This is a genomic window from Methylobacterium sp. CM6257, from assembly GCF_054611515.1.
The window spans coordinates 4,859,976-4,881,100 of record NZ_CM137735.1 but is presented as its reverse complement, the minus strand read 5'-3'; the positions used below and the strand labels follow the sequence as shown (position 1 = coordinate 4,881,100).

The following is a 21,125-nucleotide window of genomic DNA, read 5'->3' as shown; positions in this document are numbered from 1 at the left end:
GCGATATGGCGGGCAAGAAATCAAACTGGGAGGGGCACGCTTGGCACGGGACGTGATCCTGGCGACCGACGGGCTGACGATGGAATTCAGGGGATTCCGCGCGGTCAACAGCGTAGCCTTGCAGGTTGAACGTGGCACGATCCACGCGCTGATTGGACCGAATGGCGCCGGCAAGACCACGTGCTTCAACCTTCTGACCAAGTTCCTCATCCCGACAGCCGGGACGATCCGCTACAAAGGCCGCGACATCACCGGCATGAAGGCGGCCGACGTAGCCCGGCTCGGGCTGGTGCGCTCCTTCCAGATCTCTGCGGTGTTCCCGCACCTCACGGTCATGGAGAATGTCCGCATCGCGCTCCAGCGGCGTCGACGGGGCGATTCCTTCGATTTCTGGCGGCCCGAGCGGGTGCTGCGCGCCCTTAACAGCGAGGCGCTGGCGCTGGTCGAGGCGGTGGGCCTCTCGGAATTCGCCGATGTTCTGGCGGTGGAGTTGTCCTACGGGCGCAAGCGGGCGCTCGAGATCGCCACCACGCTCGCCCTCGACCCGGAGATGCTGCTGCTCGACGAGCCGATGGCCGGGATGGGCCACGAGGATGTGGACCGGACCGCCGCGCTGATCCGGCGTGTCTCGAAGGACCGGACCATCCTGATGGTCGAGCACAACCTGTCGGTGGTGGCGTCCCTGTCTGACCGCATCACCGTCCTGGCACGGGGCCAGGTCCTCGCCGAGGGCGACTACGCCACTGTCTCGAAGGATCCGCGCGTGGTCGAGGCCTATATCGGAGCGGGACATGCGTGAGGCAGCCCTGAAGACGCCCGCGCCCTCCGCCGCAGCCGGATCGCTCCTCACCGTCCGCGGCCTCGAAGGCTGGTACGGCGAGAGCCACGTGCTCCACGGCATCGACATCGACGTCCGGGCCGGCGAGGTGATCACACTGCTCGGCCGAAACGGCGCCGGCAAGACCACTACGCTTCGGGCGATCATCGGCATCCTCGGCAAGCGCAACGGCTCGATCGTCTACGATGGGGTCGAGACCGTGCGGATGGCCTCGCGTAACATCGCGCGGCTCGGCATCGGCTACGTGCCTGAAGAGCGCGGCATCTTCGCGAGTCTGACGGTCCACGAGAACCTGATGCTCCCGCCCCGAGTGAAGCCGGGCGGCATGTCGGTGGCCGAGATCCACCAGCTCTTCCCGAATCTGAAGGAGCGCGCCGGCAGCCAGGGCACCAAGCTCTCCGGGGGCGAGCAGCAGATGCTGGCGATCGGACGCATCCTGCGCACCGGCGCCAAGCTGATCCTGCTCGACGAGCCGACGGAGGGCCTCGCGCCGGTGATCGTCCAGCAGATCGGACGGACCATCCAGCAATTGAAGGCTCAAGGCTATACCATCGTGCTGGTGGAGCAGAACTTCCGCTTCGCGCAGACCCTGGCGGACCGGCATTTCGTGATCGAGCAGGGCCGGGTGGTCGATATGATCCCCAATGCCGAGCTTGACGCCAATATCGACAAGCTGCACGCCTATCTCGGCGTCTGAAGCCTGCACTCTAAAACCGTAGAAGCGCCAGCAATCGGCGCCGTGATACTCGGCCGGCAGAGGTCCGCCGCGCCGCTGGAGGATGGAAACGCAATGTTCGGACGTATCGCCCGGCCCGTGACCCTCGCCGCCCTCGCCGGCGCCCTGATGATGGGCACCGCGGCCGCGCAGACGAACGTGAAGATCGGCATCCTGGGCGACCGCTCCGGCGCCTATTCCGACATCAGCGGCGAGGGCTCGGTCGTCGCCGCGAAGCTCGCCATCGAGGACTTCAAGCCGGAGGCGCACGGTCTGAAGGTCGAGATCATCTCGGCCGACCACCAGAACAAGCCGGATGTCGGAGCCGCCATCGCCCGGCAATGGTACGACCGCGACAACGTCGACATGATCACCGACGGCGTGACGTCCTCGGTGGCGCTCGCCATCAGCCAGGTGACCAAGGAGAAGAACAAGGTCTTCATCGACACCGGCGCCGGCACCGCCGACCTCACCGGCCCGCAATGCACCCCGAACACGATCCACTGGGTCTACGACACGGTGGCGCTCGCCAACGGCACCGGCGGCGCCATGGTGAAGCGCGGCGGCGACACGTGGTTCTTCCTCACCGCCGATTACGTGTTCGGCCAGACGCTCCAGCGCGATACGACCGCGGTCATTACCAAGAACGGCGGCAAGGTCGTGGGCTCGGTGAAGACGCCGTTCCCGACCTCGGACTTCTCATCCTTCCTGCTCCAGGCGCAGGGCTCGGGCGCCAAGGTGATCGGGCTCGCCAACGCCGGCACCGACACGATCAACTCGATCAAGCAGGCGGGCGAGTTCGGCATCACCGAGGGCGGGCAGGCGCTCGCCGGCCTTCTGGTCTTCTCCTCGGACGTGCACTCGCTGGGCACCAAGGTCGCCCAGGGGCTGGTGCTCACCGAACCGTTCTACTGGGACCTCAACGACCAGACCCGCGCCTTCTCGGACCGGTTCGCCAAGCAGATGAAGAACGGCTCGAAGCCCACCGCCAACCACGCGGGCGTCTACTCGGACGTGCTGCACTACCTGAAGGCGGTGGCCGAGCTGAAATCCACCGCTGACGGTGCTGCCACGGTCGCCAAGATGAAGGCGATGCCCACCGACGACCCGCTGTTCGGCAAGGGTACGATCCGCGCCGACGGCCGCAAGATCCACGATATGTATCTGTTCGAGGTCAAGAAGCCCGCCGAGTCGAAGGGCGAGTGGGACCTCTACAAGAAGCTTGAGACGATCCCCGGCGATCAGGTCTTCCGGCCGCTCAACGAGGGCAACTGCCCCCTCGTGAAGGGTTGAGGCACGATCGCGGTACGGAGGGGAGCCCATGACGACGATCTTCGGTGTGCCGACGCAGGCGCTGTTCGGACAGTTGCTGCTCGGCCTGATCAACGGGTCGTTCTACGCAATCCTGTCGCTCGGGCTGGCGATCATCTTCGGGCTCCTGAACATCATCAACTTCGCCCACGGCGCGCTCTACATGATGGGCGCGTTCGTGGCCTGGATGCTGCTCACCTATGTCGGGCTCGGCTACTGGTGGGCGCTGGGGCTGACACCCCTGGTTGTGGGAGCCTTCGGCATCGTGCTGGAGCGGCTGCTGATCGCCCGGCTCTACAAGCTCGACCACCTCTACGGCCTGCTCCTGACCTTCGGGCTCGCACTGATCATCCAGGGCCTGTTCCGCAATCAGTACGGCGTCTCGGGCCTGCCCTACGCGATTCCCGCGGAACTCTCGGGTGGCCAGCGCCTGCCCTTCATGTTCCTGCCGAACTACCGCGCGTGGGTGGTGGTCGCCTCGCTCACCGTCTGCATCGCGACATGGCTTGTCATCGAGAAGACCAAGCTCGGCGCCTATCTCCGCGCCGCCACCGAGAACCCGACCCTGGTTCAGGCCTTCGGCGTGAACGTGCCGCTGTTCCTGACGCTCACCTACGGATTCGGCGTCGCGCTCGCGGGCTTTGCCGGGGTGCTCGCCGCGCCGATCTACTCGGTGAATCCCAACATGGGCGCCGACATCATCATCGTGGTCTTCGCCGTTGTGGTGATCGGCGGTATGGGCTCGATCATCGGCTCGGTGATCACGGGCTTCACACTCGGCCTGGTCGAGGGGCTGACCAAGGTATTCTATCCGGAGGCGTCAGCGACCGTGATCTTCGTGATCATGGTGCTGGTGCTGCTCGTCAAACCCGCCGGCCTGTTCGGGCGCACGGCCTGATCGCGATCTGAGGGACGACTCCCATGGCCGATACCGCCGCCATCGACGCCGCCCCGATCGCCGCCGCGCTGCCGACGGGCCGGGACGACAAGGCGCTCCACCGTCTCATCTTCATCGGCATCGCGGTCCTGCTGATCGCGGCGCCGCTGGTCCTGTACCCCGTCTACCTGATGAAGGTGCTGTGCTTCGCGCTGTTCGCGCTCGCCTTCAACCTGCTGCTCGGCTACGGCGGCCTGCTCTCCTTCGGCCACGCCGCCTATTTCGGGATGGCGAGCTATCTCTGCGCCTATACGGCCAAGAGCCTCGGCTTCACGCCGGAACTCGCGATCCTCACCGGCACCGCCACGGCGGCGCTCCTGGGACTCGTCTTCGGCGCGCTCGCGATCCGCCGTCAGGGCATCTACTTCTCGATGATCACCCTGGCGCTCGCCCAGATGGCGTTCTTCTTCTCGCTGCAGGCCAAGTTCACCGGCGGCGAGGACGGCATCCAGGCGGTCCCGCGCGGCAATCTCTTCGGTGCTTTCAGCCTCGCGGACGACCGGGCGATGTACGCCGTCGTCTGCGTGATCTTCATGGCCGGGATGCTGCTGATCTACCGGATCATCCACTCGCCCTTCGGGCAGGTGCTGAAGGCGATCCGCGACAACGAGCCCCGGGCGATCTCGCTCGGCTACCGGGCCAGCCAGTACAAGCTCGCGGTGTTCGTGCTCTCGGCGACGCTTGCAGGCCTTGCGGGTTCCACCAAGGCCATCGTCTTCCAGCTCGCCTCGCTCACCGACGTGCACTGGTCGATGTCCGGTGAGGTCGTGCTGATGACCCTCGTCGGCGGCATGGGCACGGTGTTCGGGCCGATCGTCGGCGCACTCGTGATCGTCACCATGGAGACGTACCTCGCGCAGTTCGGCGCCTGGGTGACGATCATCCAGGGCTGCGTCTTCGTGCTCTGCGTGCTGCTGTTCCGCGAGGGCATCATCGGCCTCGTCGCCCGCCTGATCCGTAAGCCGCTCTAAGCGTGGCCGCGCCGGCCTGCGATCGATAACCCCTCGTTAACCAACATGACGCAACCTGACGGTGAGAAGCTGTCAGGTGCCGCCATGACGAAGGCCCCGTCGCTCAGCATCGACGATCCCGCGCTGGACTGCCCGGTTCCACCGGAGACGGTAGGCCGCCTGATCAAGGCCGATCCCGAAGGCACCGCCTTCCTGCTGGACGGCATCCCGGAGGCGACCCGTGCGCGCCTCGCGGTCTGGCTCTACGGCCGGAGTCATACCCACGAGATCGGCGTGCGCGTCGCCGCGACCTGCGAGGGTGCGAGCCTCCGCCGGGCCGCCGGCCTCGTCGGAAGCGCACTCTACGACCTGTCTCGGCGTCCTTACGCGGCACCGAGCCACGGGATGCGGGGCGGAAGCGCGAACCGCATCACCCTCGGAGGCTCCGCCCGGCGCGCCTGAGGCACGCTCGGCATCCCGGAGCATCCCTGCCATCGGACGCGTTTGGATCGCCGCTCCCCAGGGGCTATCGTGGCGGCAGATGTCCACCTCCGCACCAGCGCCGTCCGTCCGCCGCCTCGATCCCGTGCTCGTCGACCGCATCGCGGCGGGTGAAGTCGTGGAGCGTCCGGCCTCAGCCGTGAAGGAGTTGGTCGAGAATGCCATCGATGCCGGTGCCCGATCCATCGAGGTCTCCGTGGAGGGCGGCGGCCGGAGGCTGATCCGCGTCGTCGATGACGGGCACGGTATGACGCCGGACGATCTGGCACTCGCCGTGGAGCGCCATGCGACCTCAAAGCTCCCGGACGGCGACCTCTCGGCGATTGGCACCCTGGGTTTCCGCGGCGAAGCCCTGCCGTCGATCGGCGCGGTCTCCCGCCTCGCCATCGTGACCCGCACCCCCTCCGCCGAGGCGGGCGCGAGCCTCACGGTGGAATCCGGCCTGAAGGGCGTGGTCCGCCCAGCCCCGGCGCAGCGCGGGACGCGGATCGAGATCACGGAACTCTTCGCCGCGACTCCGGCCCGGCTGAAGTTCCTCAAATCCGATCGGGCGGAGAACGCCGCCATCGCCGAGACCGTGCGGCGCCTCGCCGTGGCCCATCCGGGGATCCGCTTCACCCTGCGGGCCGATGCGGGTCAGCCCCTGCTCCTGCCGGCGGAGATCGGGACCGAGGCGGATCTGCGTCGGCTTGCCGCGGTGCTGGGGCCGGATTTCGCCGCCAACGCCCTGCCGGTCTCGCTCGCCCGCGAAGGCTTCACGGTCACAGGCCATGTCGGTCTGCCGACCTATCACCGGGGTGCGGCGGGCTACATCCACCTCGTGGTCAACGGCCGCCCGGTGCGCGACCGGCTGCTGCTCGGCGCGGTGCGCGGCGCCTATGCCGACACGCTCGCCTCGGACCGCCATCCGGTGCTCGGCCTTGCCATCGCGTGCGACCCGGACCGCGTCGACGTCAACGTCCATCCGGCCAAGACCGAGGTTCGCTTCCGGGAACCGGGACTGGTGCGGGCTCTGATCGTGAGCGCGATCCACGACGCGCTCCGCCGGGGGGGCGCGCGTTCGGCCACGACCGGAGCAGCCCGGACCCTCGACGTCCTGCGACCGGCCGCGCCGTCCCTTTCGACGCATTCGGGTGCCTCCGCGCCGAGCCTGTTCCGGCCCACGCGGCCGAACCTGTTCCCGGCCGGAACGCCCTCGGTGGCAGCACCCTCGGGCTACAGGAAGTCGGACGATTGGCGACCGGCCCCCGCGCCGCCCGGAAGCCGGCCGGAGCGCGGACTTGTCCCGGCGGAAGAGAGCGGATTCGGCGAGGCCGCCCAGGCCATGTTCGAGCGGCCGGACACGGCGACGGATATCGTTGCGCCGCCCCAGGCGGATATCCGGCCGCTCGCCGAGGCGGACGAGGCTATCGACCACCCCCTCGGGGCGGCGCGCGCCCAGATCCACGAGACCTACATTCTTGCCCAGACGCAGGACGGTCTCGTGATTGTCGATCAGCACGCGGCGCACGAGCGCTTGGTCTATGAGCGGATGAAGGCCGAGCGGGCGGCGGGCGGCATCGCCCGGCAGGGCCTGCTGATCCCCGACGTGGTGGAGATGAGCCCGGAGGAGGCCGAGCGGCTCGTCGCCGCCGCCCCGGATCTCGACCGGCTTGGCCTCGCGGTCGAGGCGTTCGGGCCCGGCGCCGTGCTTGTGCGGGAGGTACCTGCGGCGCTGATCGGCGCCTCGGTGCGCGACCTCGTGACCGACATCCTCGACGCCCTGGAAGCCAGCGGTGAGGAGGAGGGCGGCGCCTCGGCCACGGAAGGCGGCCCGCTGGGGCGGCGCCTGGACGCGGTCCTGTCGCGGATGAGCTGCCACGGCTCGATCCGCGCTGGGCGGCGCCTGCGTCCGGAAGAGATGAACGCTTTGCTACGCGAGATGGAGGCCACCCCAAATTCGGGTCAGTGCAACCACGGGCGCCCGACCTCCATCGAGCTGAAACTCACCGACATCGAGCGGCTGTTCGGCCGTCGGTGAAGCGCCGGCCAAGCCTGCTGCAGCGCTCTCGGCATCGCCGAAGGTACTCTCGACCACGCGGCCAGACCGTGGCCGCGCGGGAGTGCGTGCTCCGGCACGCTTCGGCGGCGATACCCTCCCGAACGCCGCGGGTGCGGAACAGCCGCTGCACTTCGTTTCGCCTTGCGGTTGCCTGTACGGGCCTCGATCGTGGAGAGAACGGGCGCCAGCGGGTGCTCCCAATCTGATGGGCGCCGCCCCCGACCGCCCACAGGCATCCACCGGAGGCCGCGACATGGATTTCACCATCTCCCCCCGCGTCGAGGAGTACCGCGCGCGGATCGCGGCCTTCGTGGATGCCCACATCCTGCCGCTGGAAGCGGACCCGGCGGCCTATGACGGCCATGGCAACATCAACCTTCCGGAGCTGGCCCGGCTGCGGGGCCTGGCCCGGGAACAGGGCCTCTGGTGCCTTCAGCTCCAGCCGGAGACCGGCGGGGCGGGCCTCGACAAGGTCGGCATGGCCGTCTGCTACGAGGCCATGAACCGCTCGATCTTCGGGCCGGTCGTGTTCAACTCCGCCGCGCCGGATGACGGCAACATGATGGTACTGGAGAAGGTGGCCACCCCCGCCCAGAAGGCGCGCTGGCTCGCGCCGATCGTGGACGGCCGGGTGCGGTCGGCCTTCGCCATGACCGAGCCCCATCCCGGCGGCGGCTCCGATCCCGGCATGATCCAGACCCGGGCCGAGCGGCGCGGCGACACCTACGTGGTCACCGGCCGGAAGTGGTACATCACCGGCGCCGAGGAGGCCGCCCACTTCATCCTCATGGCGCGCACCTCCGACGATGCGCGGAAAGGGCTGACAGCCTTCCTGTTCCACAAGGACCAGCCCGGCTGGCGGATCCTGCGCCGCATCCCGATCATGGGGCCGGAGGAGCATGGCGGCCATTGTGAGCTGCTGTTCGAGGGGCTGGAGATCCCGGCCGAGAACGTCCTGATGAACGAGGGCGACGGCCTGAAGCTGACGCAGATCCGCCTCGGCCCGGCGCGGCTGACCCACTGCATGCGCTGGCTCGGCCTGTCGAAGCGCTGCGTCGAGATCGCCCGGTCCTACGCGGCCGAGCGCCACGGGTTCGGGATCCGCTTGGCCGACCGCGAGAGCATCCAGCTCATGCTCGGCGACCTCGCCATGAAGATCGAGATCGGCCGTCTGCTGGTGATGAAGGCCGCCTGGGCGCTCGACCAGGGCAGCTTCGCCCGGAAGGAAGTCTCGATGGCCAAGGTCCACGTGGCCAACCTGCTCCACGCGGCGGCCGACGTGGCGATCCAGATCAACGGCGCCCGGGGATACTCCACCGACACGCCGCTCGAATGGATCTACCGCTACGCCCGGCAGGCCCGGCTGGTGGACGGGGCCGACGAGGTCCACAAGATGGTGCTCAACCGGAACCTGGAAGCCGAAGGCGACGCCTTCTGGTCGTGGCCGGTGGGCGCGTGAGCGAGAGATGACGAGCATGACCGATGTCGTGATCACAGGCGCGGTGCGAACCGCGATCGGCACCTTCGGCGGCGCGCTGGCGGCTATCCCGCCCTCGGAGCTGGCGGCCAAGTGCATCGCGGAGGCGCTGCGCCGGTCCGGGACGAGGCCGGAAGCGGTCGGCCACGTCGTTCTCGGCAACGTGATCCCCACCGAGCCGCGGGACGCCTACATCGCCCGCGTCGCCGCCATGGAGGGGGGCATCCCCAAGGAGGTGCCCGCCATGACGGTCAACCGCCTCTGCGGCAGCGGCCTGCAGGCGATCGTCTCGGCGGCCCAGTCCATCCTCCTCGGCGATGCCGAGACGGCGGTGGCCGGAGGCGCCGAGAGCATGAGCCGTTCGCCGCACCTCCTGAAGGTCGGTCGCACGGGGCAGCGCATGGGCGACGCCCTGCTGGTCGACTACATGCTCGGCGCGCTGACCGACCCGTTCGGGAACGGCCATATGGGCATCACCGCCGAGAATGTCGCGGAGCGCTACGGCATCTCCCGGGCGGCGCAGGACGAATTCGCCGCCGAGAGCCAGGCCCGGGCGGCCCGGGCGATCCAGGAAGGCCGGTTCCGCGAGCAGATCCTGCCCATCGAAGTTCAGCGCCAGCGCGAGATGGTGGCGTTCGACACTGACGAGCACCCGAAATCGACGAGCGCCGAGGATCTCGCCAAGCTGCGCCCCGCCTTCGCGAAGACCGGCAGCGTCACGGCCGGCAACGCGTCGGGGCTCAACGACGGCGCGGCCGCCGTGGTGTTGGCGAGCGCCGACCGGGCGCAGCGCGACGGTCTCACGCCGCTCGCCCGCATCGTCGGCTATGCCCATTCGGGTGTGGACCCGTCCGAGATGGGCATGGGCCCGGTCCCGGCGGTGCAGCGCCTGCTCGAGCGGACCGGCCTGCGGGCGTCGGATTTCGACGTGATCGAATCGAACGAGGCCTTCGCGGCCCAGGCCTGCGCGGTGTCCCGAGCCCTCGATCTGGACCCGGGGAAGGTGAACCCCAACGGCGGCGCTATCGCACTCGGCCACCCGATCGGCGCGACCGGCACGATCATCGCCGTGAAGGCCCTCTACGAACTCGCCCGGACAGGCGGGCGCTACGGGCTGGTGACCATGTGCATCGGCGGCGGCCAGGGGATCGCCCTGGCCGTCGAGCGGCTGCACTGAGATGCCTGATCTCTTCGATCTCGCCGGCCGGCACGTCCTAGTGACCGGCGCCTCCAGCGGCCTCGGCCGCCACTTCGCCGGGACCCTGGCGCGGACCGGGGCTCACCTGACCCTCTGCGCGCGACGGGCCGACGCCCTCGCCGAGACCGTCGCCCGCGTCGAACAGGAGGGGGGGCAGGCCCACGCGGTGGTGATGGACGTGACCGATGCGGCCAGCGTCGAGCAGGCGCTGGATGCCGCGGAGGCGCGGTTCGGACCCGTCCGGGTGCTCGTCAACAATGCCGGCGTCACCGCGACGAAGCCGGCCCTCGACCTCGACGAGGCCGAGTGGGACGCGGTGCTCGACACGAACCTGAAGGGCGTCTGGACGGTGGCGCAGGCGACTGGCCGGCGCATGGTCCGACACGGTGGGGGCGGCAGCATCGTCAACATCGCGTCGATCCTGGGCCTGCGGGTCACCGGAGGGCTCGCGCCCTACGCGGCCTCGAAGGCCGGGGTGGTGCAGCTCACCAAGAGCCTCGCGCTGGAATGGGCACGCCACGGAATCCGGGTGAACGCGCTGGCACCCGGCTACATCAAGACCGAGCTGAACGACGCGTTCTTCGAGTCCGATGCCGGCAAGGCCCTGATCAAGCGCGTGCCGCAGCGCCGGCTCGGCGAGGCGGCCGAACTTGACGGCCCGCTTCTGCTGCTCGCCTCCGAGGCCGGCGCCTACATGACCGGGAGCGTCGTCGCGGTCGATGGCGGCCACCTCGTTTCGGGCTTGTAGCGGATGAACGACGCACGGCTGCGGGACTGGATGGCCGGGCACCTCGGCTGCCCGGACCTCGCCATCGAGGAGATCCGGCCGCTCGCCGGCGGCTCGATCCAGGAGAACAGGCTGGTCCGCTGCCGACTCGGAGACGCCGCACGGGCCTTCGTGTTGCGCATGGACGCCGCTGCCACCATCGCGTCGAGCCGCTCCCGAGCGGAGGAGTTCCGGATCCTCGAGGCGGTCTGGGGCGCGGGTGTGCGGGTGCCTGAACCCGTCGGGTTCTGCGCGGATCCGACGGTCCTCGGCGCGCCGTTTGCGCTCATGGGCTTGGTGGAGGGCGTGGGCCTGGGGCCGCGCATCGCCAAGGACCTGAGCCTGGGGGGCGACCGGGAGCGCTTGGCGGAAGACCTCGGCCGCGAACTCGCCAAGATTCACGCGACCCTCGACGCAAGCGAGCCACTGCCCGCCGCCCTGGCCTTCCTGGGAGCGCCGGAACCGGACCCTGCTCGGGCCGAGATCGCGCGGCTTCGCGCGAGCCTTGAGGGCATTGGGGCGAAGCGACCGGCCATCGAGTGGGGCCTGCGCTGGGGCGAGGTCCGCGCAACCGACTGCCCGGCGCCGACCCTCGTCCACCGGGACTTCCGCACCGGCAACTACATGGTCGACGAGGCCGGCCTCACCGCCGTGCTCGACTGGGAGTTCGCCGGCTGGGGCGACCCCGCGCAGGATCTCGGCTGGTTCTGCGCCGCCTGCTGGCGCTTCGGCAGGCCGGAACTAGAGGCCGGCGGCATCGGCTCCCGCGCGGCTTTCTACCGGGGCTACACGGAGGCAAGCGGACGGCCCATCGATTCCGCCCGTGTTGCCTTCTGGGAGGTGCTGGCCCATCTGCGCTGGGCGGTGATCGCCCTGGAGCAGGGCGCCCGCCACGTCTCCGGCCGCGAGTTCTCCCTGGAGCTGGCACTCACCGGCCGGATGGTGCCCGATCTGGAGCGCGCCATCCTTCAGGCCACCGCGCCGGAGAACTGGAGCTGAGCATGCAGGACGATCCCGCCGGCGCCGCCCTGCTCGACGCCGCCCGCCGGGCGCTCACCGAGGAGGTCGTTCCAGGCTTGACCGGGCGTCCGCGGTACGTCGCTCTGATGGTCGCCAACGCCATCGGGATCGCGGCGCGCGAGATCGCGCAGGCCGAGACCCTCCGCGCCGCGGCCGATCAGGTCCTGGCCGGCGAAACCGTGGAGGGTTTGGTCCGGGCGATCCGCGCCGGCGCGCGCGACGCCGATCCCGACCTGCACGCCGCCTTGAGCGCGGCCGCGGAGGTCGCTGCTCAGGTCTGGAAGCCGACCGCACCGGGCGGCTGAGTGCCCGCGGCCTCGGTCGCTCCCGGAACTGCCACCCGCGCGATCCCGGGAGACCTCCTTCGGGACCTCCGCTGCGCTTCGGCACCTCAGGATGAGGAGGGTATCGGAAAGCGCCAAGCTTCCGATCAGAGCTCCCGGGCCTGCTCGCGCAGCACGAATTTCTGGATCTTGCCCGTCGAGGTCTTCGGCAGGCGGCCGAACACGACGGTCTTGGGAACCTTGAACCGGGCCATCCGCTCGCGACAGAAGGCGATCAATTCCTGGTCGCTGGGTGCGTCGGCTCCGGGTTTCACCTCAAGGAACGCGCACGGGCTCTCGCCCCAGGTCGGGTCCGGCCGCGCCACCACGGCCGCCAGCATCACGGCCGGATGGCGCATCAGCACCTCCTCAACCTCGAGACTCGAAATGTTCTCGCCCCCTGAGATGATGATGTCCTTCGCCCGGTCCTTGATCTCCACGGAGCCGTCCGGATGCCAGACGGCGAGGTCGCCGGTCCGGTACCAGCCGCCGGCGAGCGCCCGCCCCGTGGCGTCGGGATTGCCGAGATAACCCTTCATCACGGTGTTGCCGCGCAGGCAGATCTCGCCCACCGCCCTGCCGTCCCGGGGCACCAGCTGATCGGTCGCCGGATCGATCACCGCCACTCCTTCGAGCGTCGCGAGCGGGACGCCCTGGCGCGCCATCCGGGCGTATCGATCATCCTCCGTCATATCGGCCCAATCTGGCTGCGCCAGGCAGACCGTGGCCGGGCCGTAGCTCTCGGTGGCGCCGTAGAGATGCGTCACCTGGAAGCCGAGCTCCTCCATGGTGCGGATGATCGTCGAGGAAGGCGCAGCCCCGCCGACCGCACAGCGCACCCGCTGCGGGAAAGCCACGCGGTCGGATTCCGGCGCGTGGGCGATCATCGACAGAACGATCGGGGCGCCACAGAGATGTGTCACGCGATGCTCGGCGATGAGACGGAAGATGGCGGCCGGCTCGACCTTGCGCAGGCAGACCTGCGTCGCGCCGGCCGCGACGCAGGCCCAGGGATACGACCAGCCGCTGCAATGGAACATCGGCAGTGTCCAGAGATACACGCTGTCCGCGCTCAGCCCGAACGTGACGGCGTTGCCCAGCGCCTGGAGATAAGCGCCGCGATGGCTGTAGACCGCACCCTTCGGGTCGCCGGTGGTCCCGGACGTGTAGAGCAGGCAGAGCGACTGCCACTCGTCCTCCGGACCGGTCCAGGCATAGTCCGGGTCGCCTTCGGCCAGCAGGGACTCATAGGGAAGCGCGCCGTCGATCCCGGCGTCGCCGATCGCCACCACCAGGATGGGCGTGGCGAGGTCCGCCAGCGCCTGGGCAGCCAGCGCGCCGTATTCGGCCTCGACGATCAGCACCCGGGCGCCGCCATGCGCCAGCGAGAAGGCGATGGTCGCCGGGTCGAGCCGGGTGTTGAGCGGGTTCAGCACGGCGCCGAGCATGGGCACGGCGAAATGCGCCTCGACCATCTCGGGCACGTTCGGCGCCAGGATCGCCACGGTGTCGAGATGGCCGATTCCGCGCTGCGCGAGTCCTGAGGCGAGCCGGCGAGAGCGCGCGTAGAGCTCCGTATAAGTCAGACGCCGCGCGCCGTCGATGACCGCGATCCCGGCCCCCGCGGCAGCGGCGGCACGCGCCAGCAGGCTCACCGGAGTGAGCGGGACGTAGTTGGCGGCAGTCCGGTCGAGCCCGGTCTCGAACGGGTGATGACCGGCCTCTCGGGGCCGAGCAGGGGCCGGGTGCATCGCCGTCATCGTCCTGCCTTCTGTTCGGGCCGCGGGCGTGGCGTTCGCTCCGCCGGGAAATGATTTCGGACCCGTCCCGGCTGTCAATCGCCGCGCCGATCACATCCAGAGCCCCCATGAGGTTCTGTCACAGGTGTGTGTTGACGCCGGAACGGCGCTGTTGAATGCCCCTGGTGTGGGCGAAGCGCAGTCTTCGCGACACGCGGTCGGCCGACACGCTGGAGACGAAAGTGGGGAACGACAACCTGCCAATGGTCTCCACGCAGGCCGGGCGCGCCGTGGCGGAGAATGGCGTGGCGCGGGCGCGCGACGCCTATGAGCGCTTCGCCGAGGCCGGCGAAATGGCGCTGAATGCCTTCGAGGCGTCGATGGCGCAGACGTTCGAAGGCTGGCGCTCGGTGATGGGCTCCAGCCGCGAGACGGCGCACCAGCTCACCGACAGCAACATTGCCGGCGCCCGCAAGATGCGCGAGCAATGGGACGCGGTCGGTGCGCGGCTCTACAACGCCTTCGAGGATAACGCCTTCCACTCTATGGCGGCCATGCGCGAGATCGCCCACCGCATGCTCGTCGCCTCGGACACCAATGTCCGCGCCACCCTGGATTTCGCCGAACGCCTCGCAAAGGCCGCCGATGTCCGCGAGGCCGCGGCTCTGAACATCGCCTTCCTGCAGGAGCAGTCGCGCCGGCTGACCGATCAGATGGTCGACCTTCACCAGACGACCGGCCGCCTCGCCCGCGAGGCCGCCGCACGCATGGAAGCGCCGTGATGCTGCGCGCTGCGGGAGAGCTCGCAGAGGAACCACCTACGCCGATGCCGCGCCTCGACGAGCTCAGCCGCGCCGACGTGCCCTTCCGGACCGGCCAGTTCTGGTCCTACGCACGGCATAACTTCCATCGCATCGCCTATGTCGAATGGGGCGACCCGGACAGCCCGCACGTGGTCGTCTGCGTTCACGGCCTGAGCCGGCAGGGTCGGGATTTCGACGCCCTGGGCTACCGGCTGGCACGAATGGGCTACCGGGTCGTGTGCCCGGACTTGGCGGGGCGTGGCCTCAGCGGATGGCTGAAGGATCCGGAACTGTACGGGCTGCCTCAATACGCCGCCGACATGGCGGCGCTCATCGCGCACCTGCAGGTCCCGGGGAAGATAGACTGGGTCGGCACGTCGCTGGGCGGTCTCACCGGCATGGTCCTGGCCGCCGCCGCCAACACGCCGATCCGCCGCATGGTCATCAACGATATCGGCCCGTTCCTGCCCTGGGCGCCGATCCGCCAGATCGGCTCGCGGCTGCGCGACGCGCCGCGGCTCCACCACAATCTCGCTTCGGGCGAATCGCGGCTGCGCACCGTTCTTGCGGCCTTCGGTCCCCTCACCGACGAGCAGTGGCGCCATATCGCCAAGCACAGCTTCTTCCGCGAGCCGAACGGCGGCTGGCGACCCCACTACGACCCCGGCATCGGCGACGCGTTCCGGCCCGGCCGGGTCTACAGCGTCAGCATGTGGCGCGACTGGGATGCGATCACCTGTCCCGTCCTGCTGCTGCGTGGCGAGCACTCGGACCTGCTGCTAGCCTCGACCGCGGACGAGATGACCCGACGCGGTCCGCCGACGGAGCGGGTCGAGATACCCGATTGCGGTCACGCCCCCGCCCTAATGGACGACGACCAGCTGCGTATCGTCACCGAGTGGCTCGGACCGCCTGCCTGAGCGCGGCAGAGCCGATCAGGACCGAGGGTTGGCCCGATTAGGTCAGGTGGTCATCGTCCCCGCCGACGTGGAGTCCGCGCATCTCGCGCGTTCCACCAGAAGAGCCGACGGATGTCCAAATTTTTAGATAGTTAAAAACTTATGGGACTGACGCTTTACGATTGTCTAGATTATGCATTATGCTATAATCAGATTGTATTGATGAACTTCAAAAAGCGGATGTACGGGCGACCTCAGATTTCACAAGCGTAACCATTCGTTGCGCGCGCGGCCTGGCTGTGGCACTAACGAGTGCGGGTCCGGACCTTAGCCGAGCGCCTCTACGCCTTTTCGATGAGATCGGCGGCTCAGTTCCGGGCGAGCGTGCCTGTCAGCAGAGAAGACTTTCGGACTACCTTCCATGGCCAATCCAAGTCCCAAGCCGAAACAGACCACGGCCATCGATCATGGGGTCGGCAGCCGTATCGCGTTCCTGCGCGCCGCGAACGGGTTGAGCCAATCCGCTCTCGCCAGCGCGCTAGGGGTGAGCTTCCAGCAGGTTCAGAAGTACGAGACCGGCAAGAATCGGGTCGGCGCCGGGCGCCTTCAGGCGATCGCCGAGCGGCTCGGTGTCCCTGTCTCGAGCTTCTTCGAGCCGGAGCCCGAGGCTGCGGCCGAGAGCGGCCCGGCGCTTCTGCGTGTGGCTGGCGCCGTAGAATTGCTGCGCGCCTTCAACCAGATCGGCGACGATCAGATGCGGCGCGACGTCATCGCTCTGGTCAAATCGGCGGCGCGGATCGGGCAGACCCGCTCGTCCGCGGAAGCATCGGCGGACCCGGTAGCCTAGAACGGCTCGTCAGCGAACGCGTGAGGGCGGCCGATCTCGATTGACCGGGCCGCGCGGCCCGGGCACGTGGTCTCTCGACACCTGAGCCGAGAGACGAAGCCCGTGCTCCCGACGACTGTCACGAACCTCCTCGCCGACCTGCCGCACGACACATTGGACGAAGTCGTCTCCGTGCTGTTCAAGGCGCCCGGGCTCCGGGTGGAGCGTATCGTCTCGAACGGGCAGGCGAGCCCGCCCGGGTTCCATTACGATCAACCGCATGCCGAATGGGTTGCGGTCCTGGTGGGATCGGCCGACTTGCGTTTCGCCGATGAGGAATCGCCCCGTCGGCTCGTTGCCGGCGACGCCGTACTGATCGAGCCGCACCGGTTGCACCGCGTGGAGCGGACGGATTCGCCGACTGTCTGGCTCGCGATCCATGTCGGGCCGCAGGCGGACATGCCGGCGGATACCTAAACCGCGCTTCAGCCGGCGAAGCGCGCGATGGCGACGGCGGTGTCGCCGTAGACGCGCCTCTCCAGTTCCGCGAAACCCTCCGGCCACGCCAGTTGCACGGATTCGGCCTCCTCCACGACGACGAGTGCGTCAGGCGCCAGCCAAGCGCCCTCGGCCGCGCTCGCCAGGGCGCGGGGCGCAAAGTCACGGTCGTAGGGTGGGTCACAGAAGACGAGGGAAAACTGTCCCGCCGTTCCGGAAGGCCCCAGGCGGGTCGCGTCACGCCGGAACAGACGGGTCACCCCTTCGGCGCCCAGCGCCTCGATGTTCGATCGGATCACCGCGCGCGCTTCCGCCCCCTCATCGACCAGAAGCGCGTAGGCCGCGCCCCGCGACAGCGCCTCGAAGCCGAGCGCCCCGGTTCCGGCGAAGAGGTCCAGCACCCGGGCCCCGGTGACGGCCCCGTCATAGGCGTGCGTCAGGACGTTGAAGAGCGACTCGCGCAACCGGTCAGAGGTCGGCCGGATGGCGTCGGTGCGCGGCGTGGCAAGCCTGCGGCCCCGCCACGCACCACCGACAATCCTCATCGCGTTCCGCGCGGGGGCCGCCCGCCGCCGGGCTTGCCACCGCCTCGAGCACCACCGGGACGACCACCCGGTTTGCTACCCGGCCCCTTGCCGGCGAAGCCGCCCGGCTTCCCGCCGGGGCGCGCGCCCCCGGGTTTCGGTCCGCCAAATCCGGGCCTGCCGCCGCCGGGGGCGGAATTCTGCGCCCGGAAGCCGCCCTTGCCCCGCGGCGCGCCCTGAGCCGGAGCGCCATCGAAGGATCGCTCATTTCGACCACCGGGCTTGCCGCCGCGGCGCTCGTCCTGCCGCGCCTCGGCGCGCTCAGCGGCCCGGCCGGCCTCCCGCGGCTGCCGCTGGCCGACCCCCCGCTCGCCGCGCGGCGCGGCTTCGCGATCCGGACGGCCGGCGGCACCCCGTTGCGGCCGCTCGGCCACAGCGTTGTCGGCGTAGCGGCGGCGCGGCTTCGCCGCAGGAGTGGCCTCCACCGGAGTCGCGGAGAGACGCTCCACCACGATCCGACGCTCCCCGGCCCGAATGGACCCGACCCGCTCGTGGCCGCGCTCGGCCGCAACGGCTTGAGCGGCCCGCGGATCTGAGCCCCGGCGCGGAATGCGTGTTCCCCGCGGCTTCGACCCCTCGTCGGCCCGCCAGGAGGCGTTGCGGGGTCCCGGGCCGGAGCCACCCGTTGAGACGCGCGGTGCCGGAGCCGGCCGGGCGGCATTGCGCCGGTTGGCGCCTGACGCCTGGGTCGGCTTGGCGTCGCGCTCGGCCTTCTTCGGCCCTCCGAATGGCGGAATCGGTTCGCGCACCGGGCTATCGAAGTCGACGCCCGCCTGCTCGGCCAGAGTTTTGCCGAGCTGGTCCTTCAGCACGCGCGTGCGCACCTCCTCCACCAAGCCGACTTCCAGATCACCAAGCTGGAACGGCCCGAAGGAGAGCCGGATGAGCCGGTTCACCGAGAGGCCGAGATGTTCGAGGATGCGCTTGACCTCGCGATTCTTGCCTTCGCGCAGGCCGAGCGTCAGCCAGACGTTGTCGCCCTGGACGCGATCCAGGGTCGCTTCCACCGGGCCGTATTCCATCCCGTCGATGGTCACGCCCTTCGCGAGCTTGTCGAGCTGCGCCTGATCGGTGTCGCCGTGGGCGCGGACGCGGTAGCGGCGCAGCCATCCGGTGTCGGGATGCGCGATCACCTTCGCGAGGCCGCCGTCGTTCGTCAGGAGCAGCAGCCCCTCGGTGTTGATGTCGAGGCGTCCGACGGCGACGACCCGGGGCAGGTCCTCGGGCAGAATGTCGAAGACGGTCTGACGTCCCTCCGGGTCCCGGGCCGTGGTGACGACGCCGCGCGGCTTGTGGAAGATCCACAGGCGGCTGCGCTCGCGCGACGGCATCGGTTCCCCATCCACCAGGATCCGATCGCCCTCGGTCACATTGCGGGCCGGAGAGGTCAGGGTCTCGCCGTTGACGCTCACGCGGCCGGCCAGGATCATCGTCTCGGCATCGCGCCGCGAGGCGATGCCGGCGCGGGCCATCGCTTTCGCGATGCGTTCACCAGGAGGCGTCGGCGCGTCGGCATCCGGGGCCGCCGGTGTCTCGGCGCCCGGTTGGGGTGCCTTCCGGGCGGCATCCCGTCGGCTCGGACCGGCCTTGGCGGAACCCGCGGCCTCGCTCGCGCTGCCGGCATCGGTTGCGGGGGCCCAGCGAACGGGGCGCGCGGTGTCCGGCTCCGGGCGGTTCGGCCCTTCCGGCGTGTCATCGTTCGGCATGTCGCTCATGCGCGGGCCTTATCAGAGCCGCTTCGGACAGGCGAGACGCGTCTTGAGAGCTCTTGCAGCCATGAGTGGCTCAACGCCCAAAACGGAAAGGGGCGGCCCCGATGGGCCGCCCCCTGAAATCGGCCGAAACCCCGCCGTTACAGTCTCGGCGAACGGCCCCGCATGACGCCGAACACCGCGGAGATGAGAAACAGGGCGATCGCCACGAAGAAGACGATCTTGGCCGCCTCCACGGCGGTGCCGGCAATGCCGCCGAAACCGAGCAGAGCCGCCACGAGAGCGACGACGAGAAACGTGATAGCCCAACCGATCATGGCAACCTCGCGTTATTCAGGCCGGATCAAGGTCGGAACACACCCCAACCCGATCCCGTTCCAAGCAATCCCCAGCGATCAGAGCTTGTCGGTGGCCGACTTCACGGCGCTCTTGGCGTCGCCGACGGTCCCCTGGGCCTTGCCCTTCAGCTCCTGAGCCGCACCCTCGGCCTTCAGCTTGTCGTTGCCGGTCACGTCGCCGAGGCCCTGCTTGGCCTTGCCGAGAGCCTCGTTGGCGACGCCCTTGATCTTGTCGGTGGTGCTGCTCATGGCGTTGTCCTTCTCACTATCGTGCGGCGGTGCCGCTTCGGTAGGACAACGGCTACGGTCGGTCGAATGTTCCAGGGTTTAACATTGATGTGGATCAATCCGTGGCCCTGGACCGTGGCCGTTTCCGCGACGGGGTGAGAACACGGTGGCAGCCGATCCGATCCAACAAGCGGCGCCGGAATCTCCGCGCGGGCCCGCACCGTTCGATCAGGCCTTCGCGGCGGCGCGGGATGCCGCCGCAGCGGGCGAGGTGCCGGTCGGAGCAGTCATCGTCCGGAACGGCACGGTGTTGGCTGTCGCCCACAACCGGCCGCGCCTGCTGCACGATCCGACCGCGCATGCCGAGATCCTGGCGATCCGTGCGGCCTGCGCGGCGATCGGTGACGAGCGGCTGATCGACTGCGATCTCTACGTGACCCTGGAGCCCTGCCCGATGTGCGCGGGCGCGATCTCCTTCGCGCGGATCCGGCGGCTCTATTATGCCGCTGCCGATCCGAAGGGGGGCGGCGTGGAGCACGGGCCGCGCGTGTTCAACCAGCCGACCTGCCATCATGCGCCGGAGATCTATGGCGGCTTCCGCGAGCGCGAGGCGGCGGCGCTGCTTCGAGACTTCTTCGCACAAAGGCGAGCGTGAGCGCGGCGAACCCGGCCGCCGCATGCGCGTTCTCGGGAAGCGCGAAGAAAGGCGACGTGATGACCCCGACCTATTCCCGGGCCCTGATCGTCGGCGCGGGCTCTGGACTCAGCGCGTCGCTTGCCAGGCTGCTCGCCGCGGACGGGCTGAGGATCGGCCTCGCCGCTCGGAATGTCGAGAAGCTCGCCGCTCTCGCGGCCAAGACCGGCGCGGCGGTCCATGCCTGTGACGCGAGCCGGCCAAGCGAGGTCGAAGCCCTGTTCGCGCGGCTGGAGCCGGCGCTCGGGGGTGCTCCCGATGTGGTCGTCTACAACGCCAGCGGACGATTGCGGGGGCCCATCGCCGACCTGGATCCGGCGGCAGTCGCCCAGGCCCTGATGGTCTCGGCCTATGGCGGATTTCTGGTTGCACAGGCGGCCGCCCGCCGGATGCTGCCACACCGCCACGGAGCGATCCTGCTGACGGGCGCTTCGGCGAGCGTGAAGGGCTTTGCCGGATCGACGCCCTTCGCCATGGGGAAATTCGCCCTGCGCGGCCTCGGCCAGAGCCTCGCGCGGGAACTCCAGCCGAAGGGAATTCACGTGGCGCACATCGTCATCGACGGTGCCATCCGGAATCCGGTTCGCGGTGGCGAGCCCGCGGACGCGCCCGACAGCCATCTCGATCCCGACGCCATCGCCAGGGCCTACCGGGACCTGCTGCGCCAGGACCGGAGTGCCTGGACCTCGGAGCTGGAGCTGCGGCCCTGGGTGGAGCGATTCTGACC

The 21,125-nt window shown here is 69.3% G+C and carries 23 protein-coding genes; 18 read left to right on the top strand and 5 right to left on the bottom strand.

Going from position 1 to position 21,125, the window contains the following annotated elements:
• Positions 1 to 40: 40 nt before the first annotated feature.
• The 12 genes from ACYCO6_RS23725 to ACYCO6_RS23670 all read left to right on the top strand — a co-directional run bounded on the left by ACYCO6_RS23725 (position 41) and on the right by ACYCO6_RS23670 (position 12,059).
• Entirely contained in the window at positions 41 to 799 is a 759-nt protein-coding gene (locus ACYCO6_RS23725; protein WP_459763886.1) for an ABC transporter ATP-binding protein, read from the top strand.
• Positions 792 to 1,535 carry an ABC transporter ATP-binding protein gene (locus ACYCO6_RS23720; protein ID WP_459763884.1) on the top strand — a complete coding sequence of 248 codons (744 nt, stop codon included), beginning with the start codon at positions 792 to 794 and terminating at the stop codon, positions 1,533 to 1,535. The genes ACYCO6_RS23725 and ACYCO6_RS23720 overlap by 8 nt, the downstream gene beginning before the upstream one ends.
• A gap of 93 nt (positions 1,536 to 1,628) precedes the next feature.
• On the top strand, positions 1,629 to 2,846 hold the full coding sequence (locus tag ACYCO6_RS23715; RefSeq protein ID WP_459763882.1) for an ABC transporter substrate-binding protein: 1,218 nt from the start codon (positions 1,629 to 1,631) through the stop codon (positions 2,844 to 2,846).
• A 28-nt stretch (positions 2,847 to 2,874) separates the two neighbouring features.
• Positions 2,875 to 3,762, top strand: a complete 888-nt coding sequence (locus tag ACYCO6_RS23710) for a branched-chain amino acid ABC transporter permease (RefSeq protein ID WP_459763880.1) — start codon at positions 2,875 to 2,877, stop codon at positions 3,760 to 3,762.
• Positions 3,763 to 3,785: 23 nt separating this feature from the next.
• Positions 3,786 to 4,772, top strand: a complete 987-nt coding sequence (locus ACYCO6_RS23705; RefSeq protein ID WP_459763878.1) for a branched-chain amino acid ABC transporter permease — start codon at positions 3,786 to 3,788, stop codon at positions 4,770 to 4,772.
• 84 nt (positions 4,773 to 4,856) lie between these two features.
• A complete protein-coding gene (locus ACYCO6_RS23700; protein ID WP_459763876.1) occupies positions 4,857 to 5,213 on the top strand; it encodes a hypothetical protein in 357 nt (118 codons plus the stop codon).
• 79 nt (positions 5,214 to 5,292) lie between these two features.
• Positions 5,293 to 7,272, top strand: a complete 1,980-nt coding sequence (gene mutL, locus ACYCO6_RS23695) for a DNA mismatch repair endonuclease MutL (RefSeq protein ID WP_459763874.1) — start codon at positions 5,293 to 5,295, stop codon at positions 7,270 to 7,272.
• Positions 7,273 to 7,546: 274 nt separating this feature from the next.
• Positions 7,547 to 8,752 (top strand): acyl-CoA dehydrogenase family protein, encoded by a 1,206-nt coding sequence (locus ACYCO6_RS23690; RefSeq protein ID WP_459763872.1) that lies wholly within the window; start codon positions 7,547 to 7,549, stop codon positions 8,750 to 8,752.
• Between the two features lie 16 nt (positions 8,753 to 8,768).
• The gene (locus ACYCO6_RS23685) at positions 8,769 to 9,947 is read left to right on the top strand and encodes an acetyl-CoA C-acyltransferase family protein (RefSeq protein ID WP_459773685.1); all 1,179 of its coding nucleotides are present in this window, start codon (positions 8,769 to 8,771) and stop codon (positions 9,945 to 9,947) included.
• 1 nt (position 9,948) lies between these two features.
• Entirely contained in the window at positions 9,949 to 10,716 is a 768-nt protein-coding gene (locus ACYCO6_RS23680) for an SDR family NAD(P)-dependent oxidoreductase (protein WP_459763870.1), read from the top strand.
• A gap of 3 nt (positions 10,717 to 10,719) precedes the next feature.
• The gene (locus ACYCO6_RS23675) at positions 10,720 to 11,733 is read left to right on the top strand and encodes a phosphotransferase family protein (protein ID WP_459763868.1); all 1,014 of its coding nucleotides are present in this window, start codon (positions 10,720 to 10,722) and stop codon (positions 11,731 to 11,733) included.
• A 2-nt stretch (positions 11,734 to 11,735) separates the two neighbouring features.
• Complete coding sequence (locus ACYCO6_RS23670; protein WP_459763866.1) at positions 11,736 to 12,059, top strand: DUF6285 domain-containing protein; 324 nt, start codon at positions 11,736 to 11,738, stop codon at positions 12,057 to 12,059.
• Positions 12,060 to 12,184: 125 nt separating this feature from the next.
• Here ACYCO6_RS23670 and ACYCO6_RS23665 read toward each other — a convergent pair whose 3' ends face one another.
• Complete coding sequence (locus ACYCO6_RS23665) at positions 12,185 to 13,837, bottom strand: AMP-binding protein (RefSeq protein ID WP_459763864.1); 1,653 nt, start codon at positions 13,835 to 13,837, stop codon at positions 12,185 to 12,187.
• Between the two features lie 155 nt (positions 13,838 to 13,992).
• Here ACYCO6_RS23665 and ACYCO6_RS23660 point away from each other — a divergent pair, with 155 nt between their 5' ends.
• The 4 genes from ACYCO6_RS23660 (at position 13,993) to ACYCO6_RS23645 (ending at position 16,821) form a co-directional block, all read left to right on the top strand.
• A complete protein-coding gene (locus ACYCO6_RS23660) occupies positions 13,993 to 14,598 on the top strand; it encodes a phasin family protein (protein WP_459763862.1) in 606 nt (201 codons plus the stop codon).
• 44 nt (positions 14,599 to 14,642) lie between these two features.
• Positions 14,643 to 15,539 carry an alpha/beta fold hydrolase gene (locus tag ACYCO6_RS23655; protein ID WP_459763860.1) on the top strand — a complete coding sequence of 299 codons (897 nt, stop codon included), beginning with the start codon at positions 14,643 to 14,645 and terminating at the stop codon, positions 15,537 to 15,539.
• Positions 15,540 to 15,939: 400 nt separating this feature from the next.
• Positions 15,940 to 16,365 (top strand): helix-turn-helix domain-containing protein, encoded by a 426-nt coding sequence (locus tag ACYCO6_RS23650; protein WP_459763858.1) that lies wholly within the window; start codon positions 15,940 to 15,942, stop codon positions 16,363 to 16,365.
• Positions 16,366 to 16,467: 102 nt separating this feature from the next.
• Positions 16,468 to 16,821 carry a cupin domain-containing protein gene (locus ACYCO6_RS23645; protein ID WP_459763856.1) on the top strand — a complete coding sequence of 118 codons (354 nt, stop codon included), beginning with the start codon at positions 16,468 to 16,470 and terminating at the stop codon, positions 16,819 to 16,821.
• A gap of 8 nt (positions 16,822 to 16,829) precedes the next feature.
• Here ACYCO6_RS23645 and rsmD read toward each other — a convergent pair whose 3' ends face one another.
• The 4 genes from rsmD to ACYCO6_RS23625 form a co-directional block, all read right to left on the bottom strand.
• Positions 16,830 to 17,387 (bottom strand): 16S rRNA (guanine(966)-N(2))-methyltransferase RsmD, encoded by a 558-nt coding sequence (rsmD, locus tag ACYCO6_RS23640; protein WP_459763854.1) that lies wholly within the window; start codon positions 17,385 to 17,387, stop codon positions 16,830 to 16,832.
• Positions 17,384 to 19,141 carry a pseudouridine synthase gene (locus tag ACYCO6_RS23635; protein ID WP_459763852.1) on the bottom strand — a complete coding sequence of 586 codons (1,758 nt, stop codon included), beginning with the start codon at positions 19,139 to 19,141 and terminating at the stop codon, positions 17,384 to 17,386. Before ACYCO6_RS23635 ends, rsmD begins: the two co-directional genes overlap by 4 nt.
• Positions 19,142 to 19,278: 137 nt before the next feature.
• Positions 19,279 to 19,455, bottom strand: coding sequence for a DUF1328 domain-containing protein (locus ACYCO6_RS23630; protein ID WP_007558816.1), 177 nt, complete (start codon positions 19,453 to 19,455; stop codon positions 19,279 to 19,281).
• Between the two features lie 78 nt (positions 19,456 to 19,533).
• Positions 19,534 to 19,725 carry a CsbD family protein gene (locus tag ACYCO6_RS23625; RefSeq protein ID WP_459763849.1) on the bottom strand — a complete coding sequence of 64 codons (192 nt, stop codon included), beginning with the start codon at positions 19,723 to 19,725 and terminating at the stop codon, positions 19,534 to 19,536.
• A gap of 145 nt (positions 19,726 to 19,870) precedes the next feature.
• On the opposite strand from ACYCO6_RS23625, the gene ACYCO6_RS23620 reads away from it, so the two are divergent.
• On the top strand, positions 19,871 to 20,359 hold the full coding sequence (locus ACYCO6_RS23620) for a nucleoside deaminase (protein WP_459763847.1): 489 nt from the start codon (positions 19,871 to 19,873) through the stop codon (positions 20,357 to 20,359).
• A 59-nt stretch (positions 20,360 to 20,418) separates the two neighbouring features.
• Positions 20,419 to 21,123 (top strand): SDR family NAD(P)-dependent oxidoreductase, encoded by a 705-nt coding sequence (locus ACYCO6_RS23615; RefSeq protein WP_459773683.1) that lies wholly within the window; start codon positions 20,419 to 20,421, stop codon positions 21,121 to 21,123.
• The last annotated feature ends 2 nt before the right edge of the window (positions 21,124 to 21,125 follow it).

Coding starts and splice junctions, on each gene's coding strand:
- ACYCO6_RS23720 (WP_459763884.1), top strand. CDS start 792: ATGCGTGAGGCAGCCCTGAAGACGCCCGCGCCCTCCGCCGCAGCCGGA.
- ACYCO6_RS23715 (WP_459763882.1), top strand. CDS start 1,629: ATGTTCGGACGTATCGCCCGGCCCGTGACCCTCGCCGCCCTCGCCGGC.
- ACYCO6_RS23710 (WP_459763880.1), top strand. CDS start 2,875: ATGACGACGATCTTCGGTGTGCCGACGCAGGCGCTGTTCGGACAGTTG.
- ACYCO6_RS23705 (WP_459763878.1), top strand. CDS start 3,786: ATGGCCGATACCGCCGCCATCGACGCCGCCCCGATCGCCGCCGCGCTG.
- ACYCO6_RS23700 (WP_459763876.1), top strand. CDS start 4,857: ATGACGAAGGCCCCGTCGCTCAGCATCGACGATCCCGCGCTGGACTGC.
- mutL (WP_459763874.1), top strand. CDS start 5,293: ATGTCCACCTCCGCACCAGCGCCGTCCGTCCGCCGCCTCGATCCCGTG.
- ACYCO6_RS23690 (WP_459763872.1), top strand. CDS start 7,547: ATGGATTTCACCATCTCCCCCCGCGTCGAGGAGTACCGCGCGCGGATC.
- ACYCO6_RS23685 (WP_459773685.1), top strand. CDS start 8,769: ATGACCGATGTCGTGATCACAGGCGCGGTGCGAACCGCGATCGGCACC.
- ACYCO6_RS23680 (WP_459763870.1), top strand. CDS start 9,949: ATGCCTGATCTCTTCGATCTCGCCGGCCGGCACGTCCTAGTGACCGGC.
- ACYCO6_RS23675 (WP_459763868.1), top strand. CDS start 10,720: ATGAACGACGCACGGCTGCGGGACTGGATGGCCGGGCACCTCGGCTGC.
- ACYCO6_RS23670 (WP_459763866.1), top strand. CDS start 11,736: ATGCAGGACGATCCCGCCGGCGCCGCCCTGCTCGACGCCGCCCGCCGG.
- ACYCO6_RS23665 (WP_459763864.1), bottom strand. CDS start 13,837: ATGACGGCGATGCACCCGGCCCCTGCTCGGCCCCGAGAGGCCGGTCAT.
- ACYCO6_RS23660 (WP_459763862.1), top strand. CDS start 13,993: ATGCCCCTGGTGTGGGCGAAGCGCAGTCTTCGCGACACGCGGTCGGCC.
- ACYCO6_RS23655 (WP_459763860.1), top strand. CDS start 14,643: ATGCCGCGCCTCGACGAGCTCAGCCGCGCCGACGTGCCCTTCCGGACC.
- ACYCO6_RS23650 (WP_459763858.1), top strand. CDS start 15,940: ATGGCCAATCCAAGTCCCAAGCCGAAACAGACCACGGCCATCGATCAT.
- rsmD (WP_459763854.1), bottom strand. CDS start 17,387: ATGAGGATTGTCGGTGGTGCGTGGCGGGGCCGCAGGCTTGCCACGCCG.
- ACYCO6_RS23635 (WP_459763852.1), bottom strand. CDS start 19,141: ATGAGCGACATGCCGAACGATGACACGCCGGAAGGGCCGAACCGCCCG.
- ACYCO6_RS23630 (WP_007558816.1), bottom strand. CDS start 19,455: ATGATCGGTTGGGCTATCACGTTTCTCGTCGTCGCTCTCGTGGCGGCT.
- ACYCO6_RS23625 (WP_459763849.1), bottom strand. CDS start 19,725: ATGAGCAGCACCACCGACAAGATCAAGGGCGTCGCCAACGAGGCTCTC.
- ACYCO6_RS23615 (WP_459773683.1), top strand. CDS start 20,419: ATGACCCCGACCTATTCCCGGGCCCTGATCGTCGGCGCGGGCTCTGGA.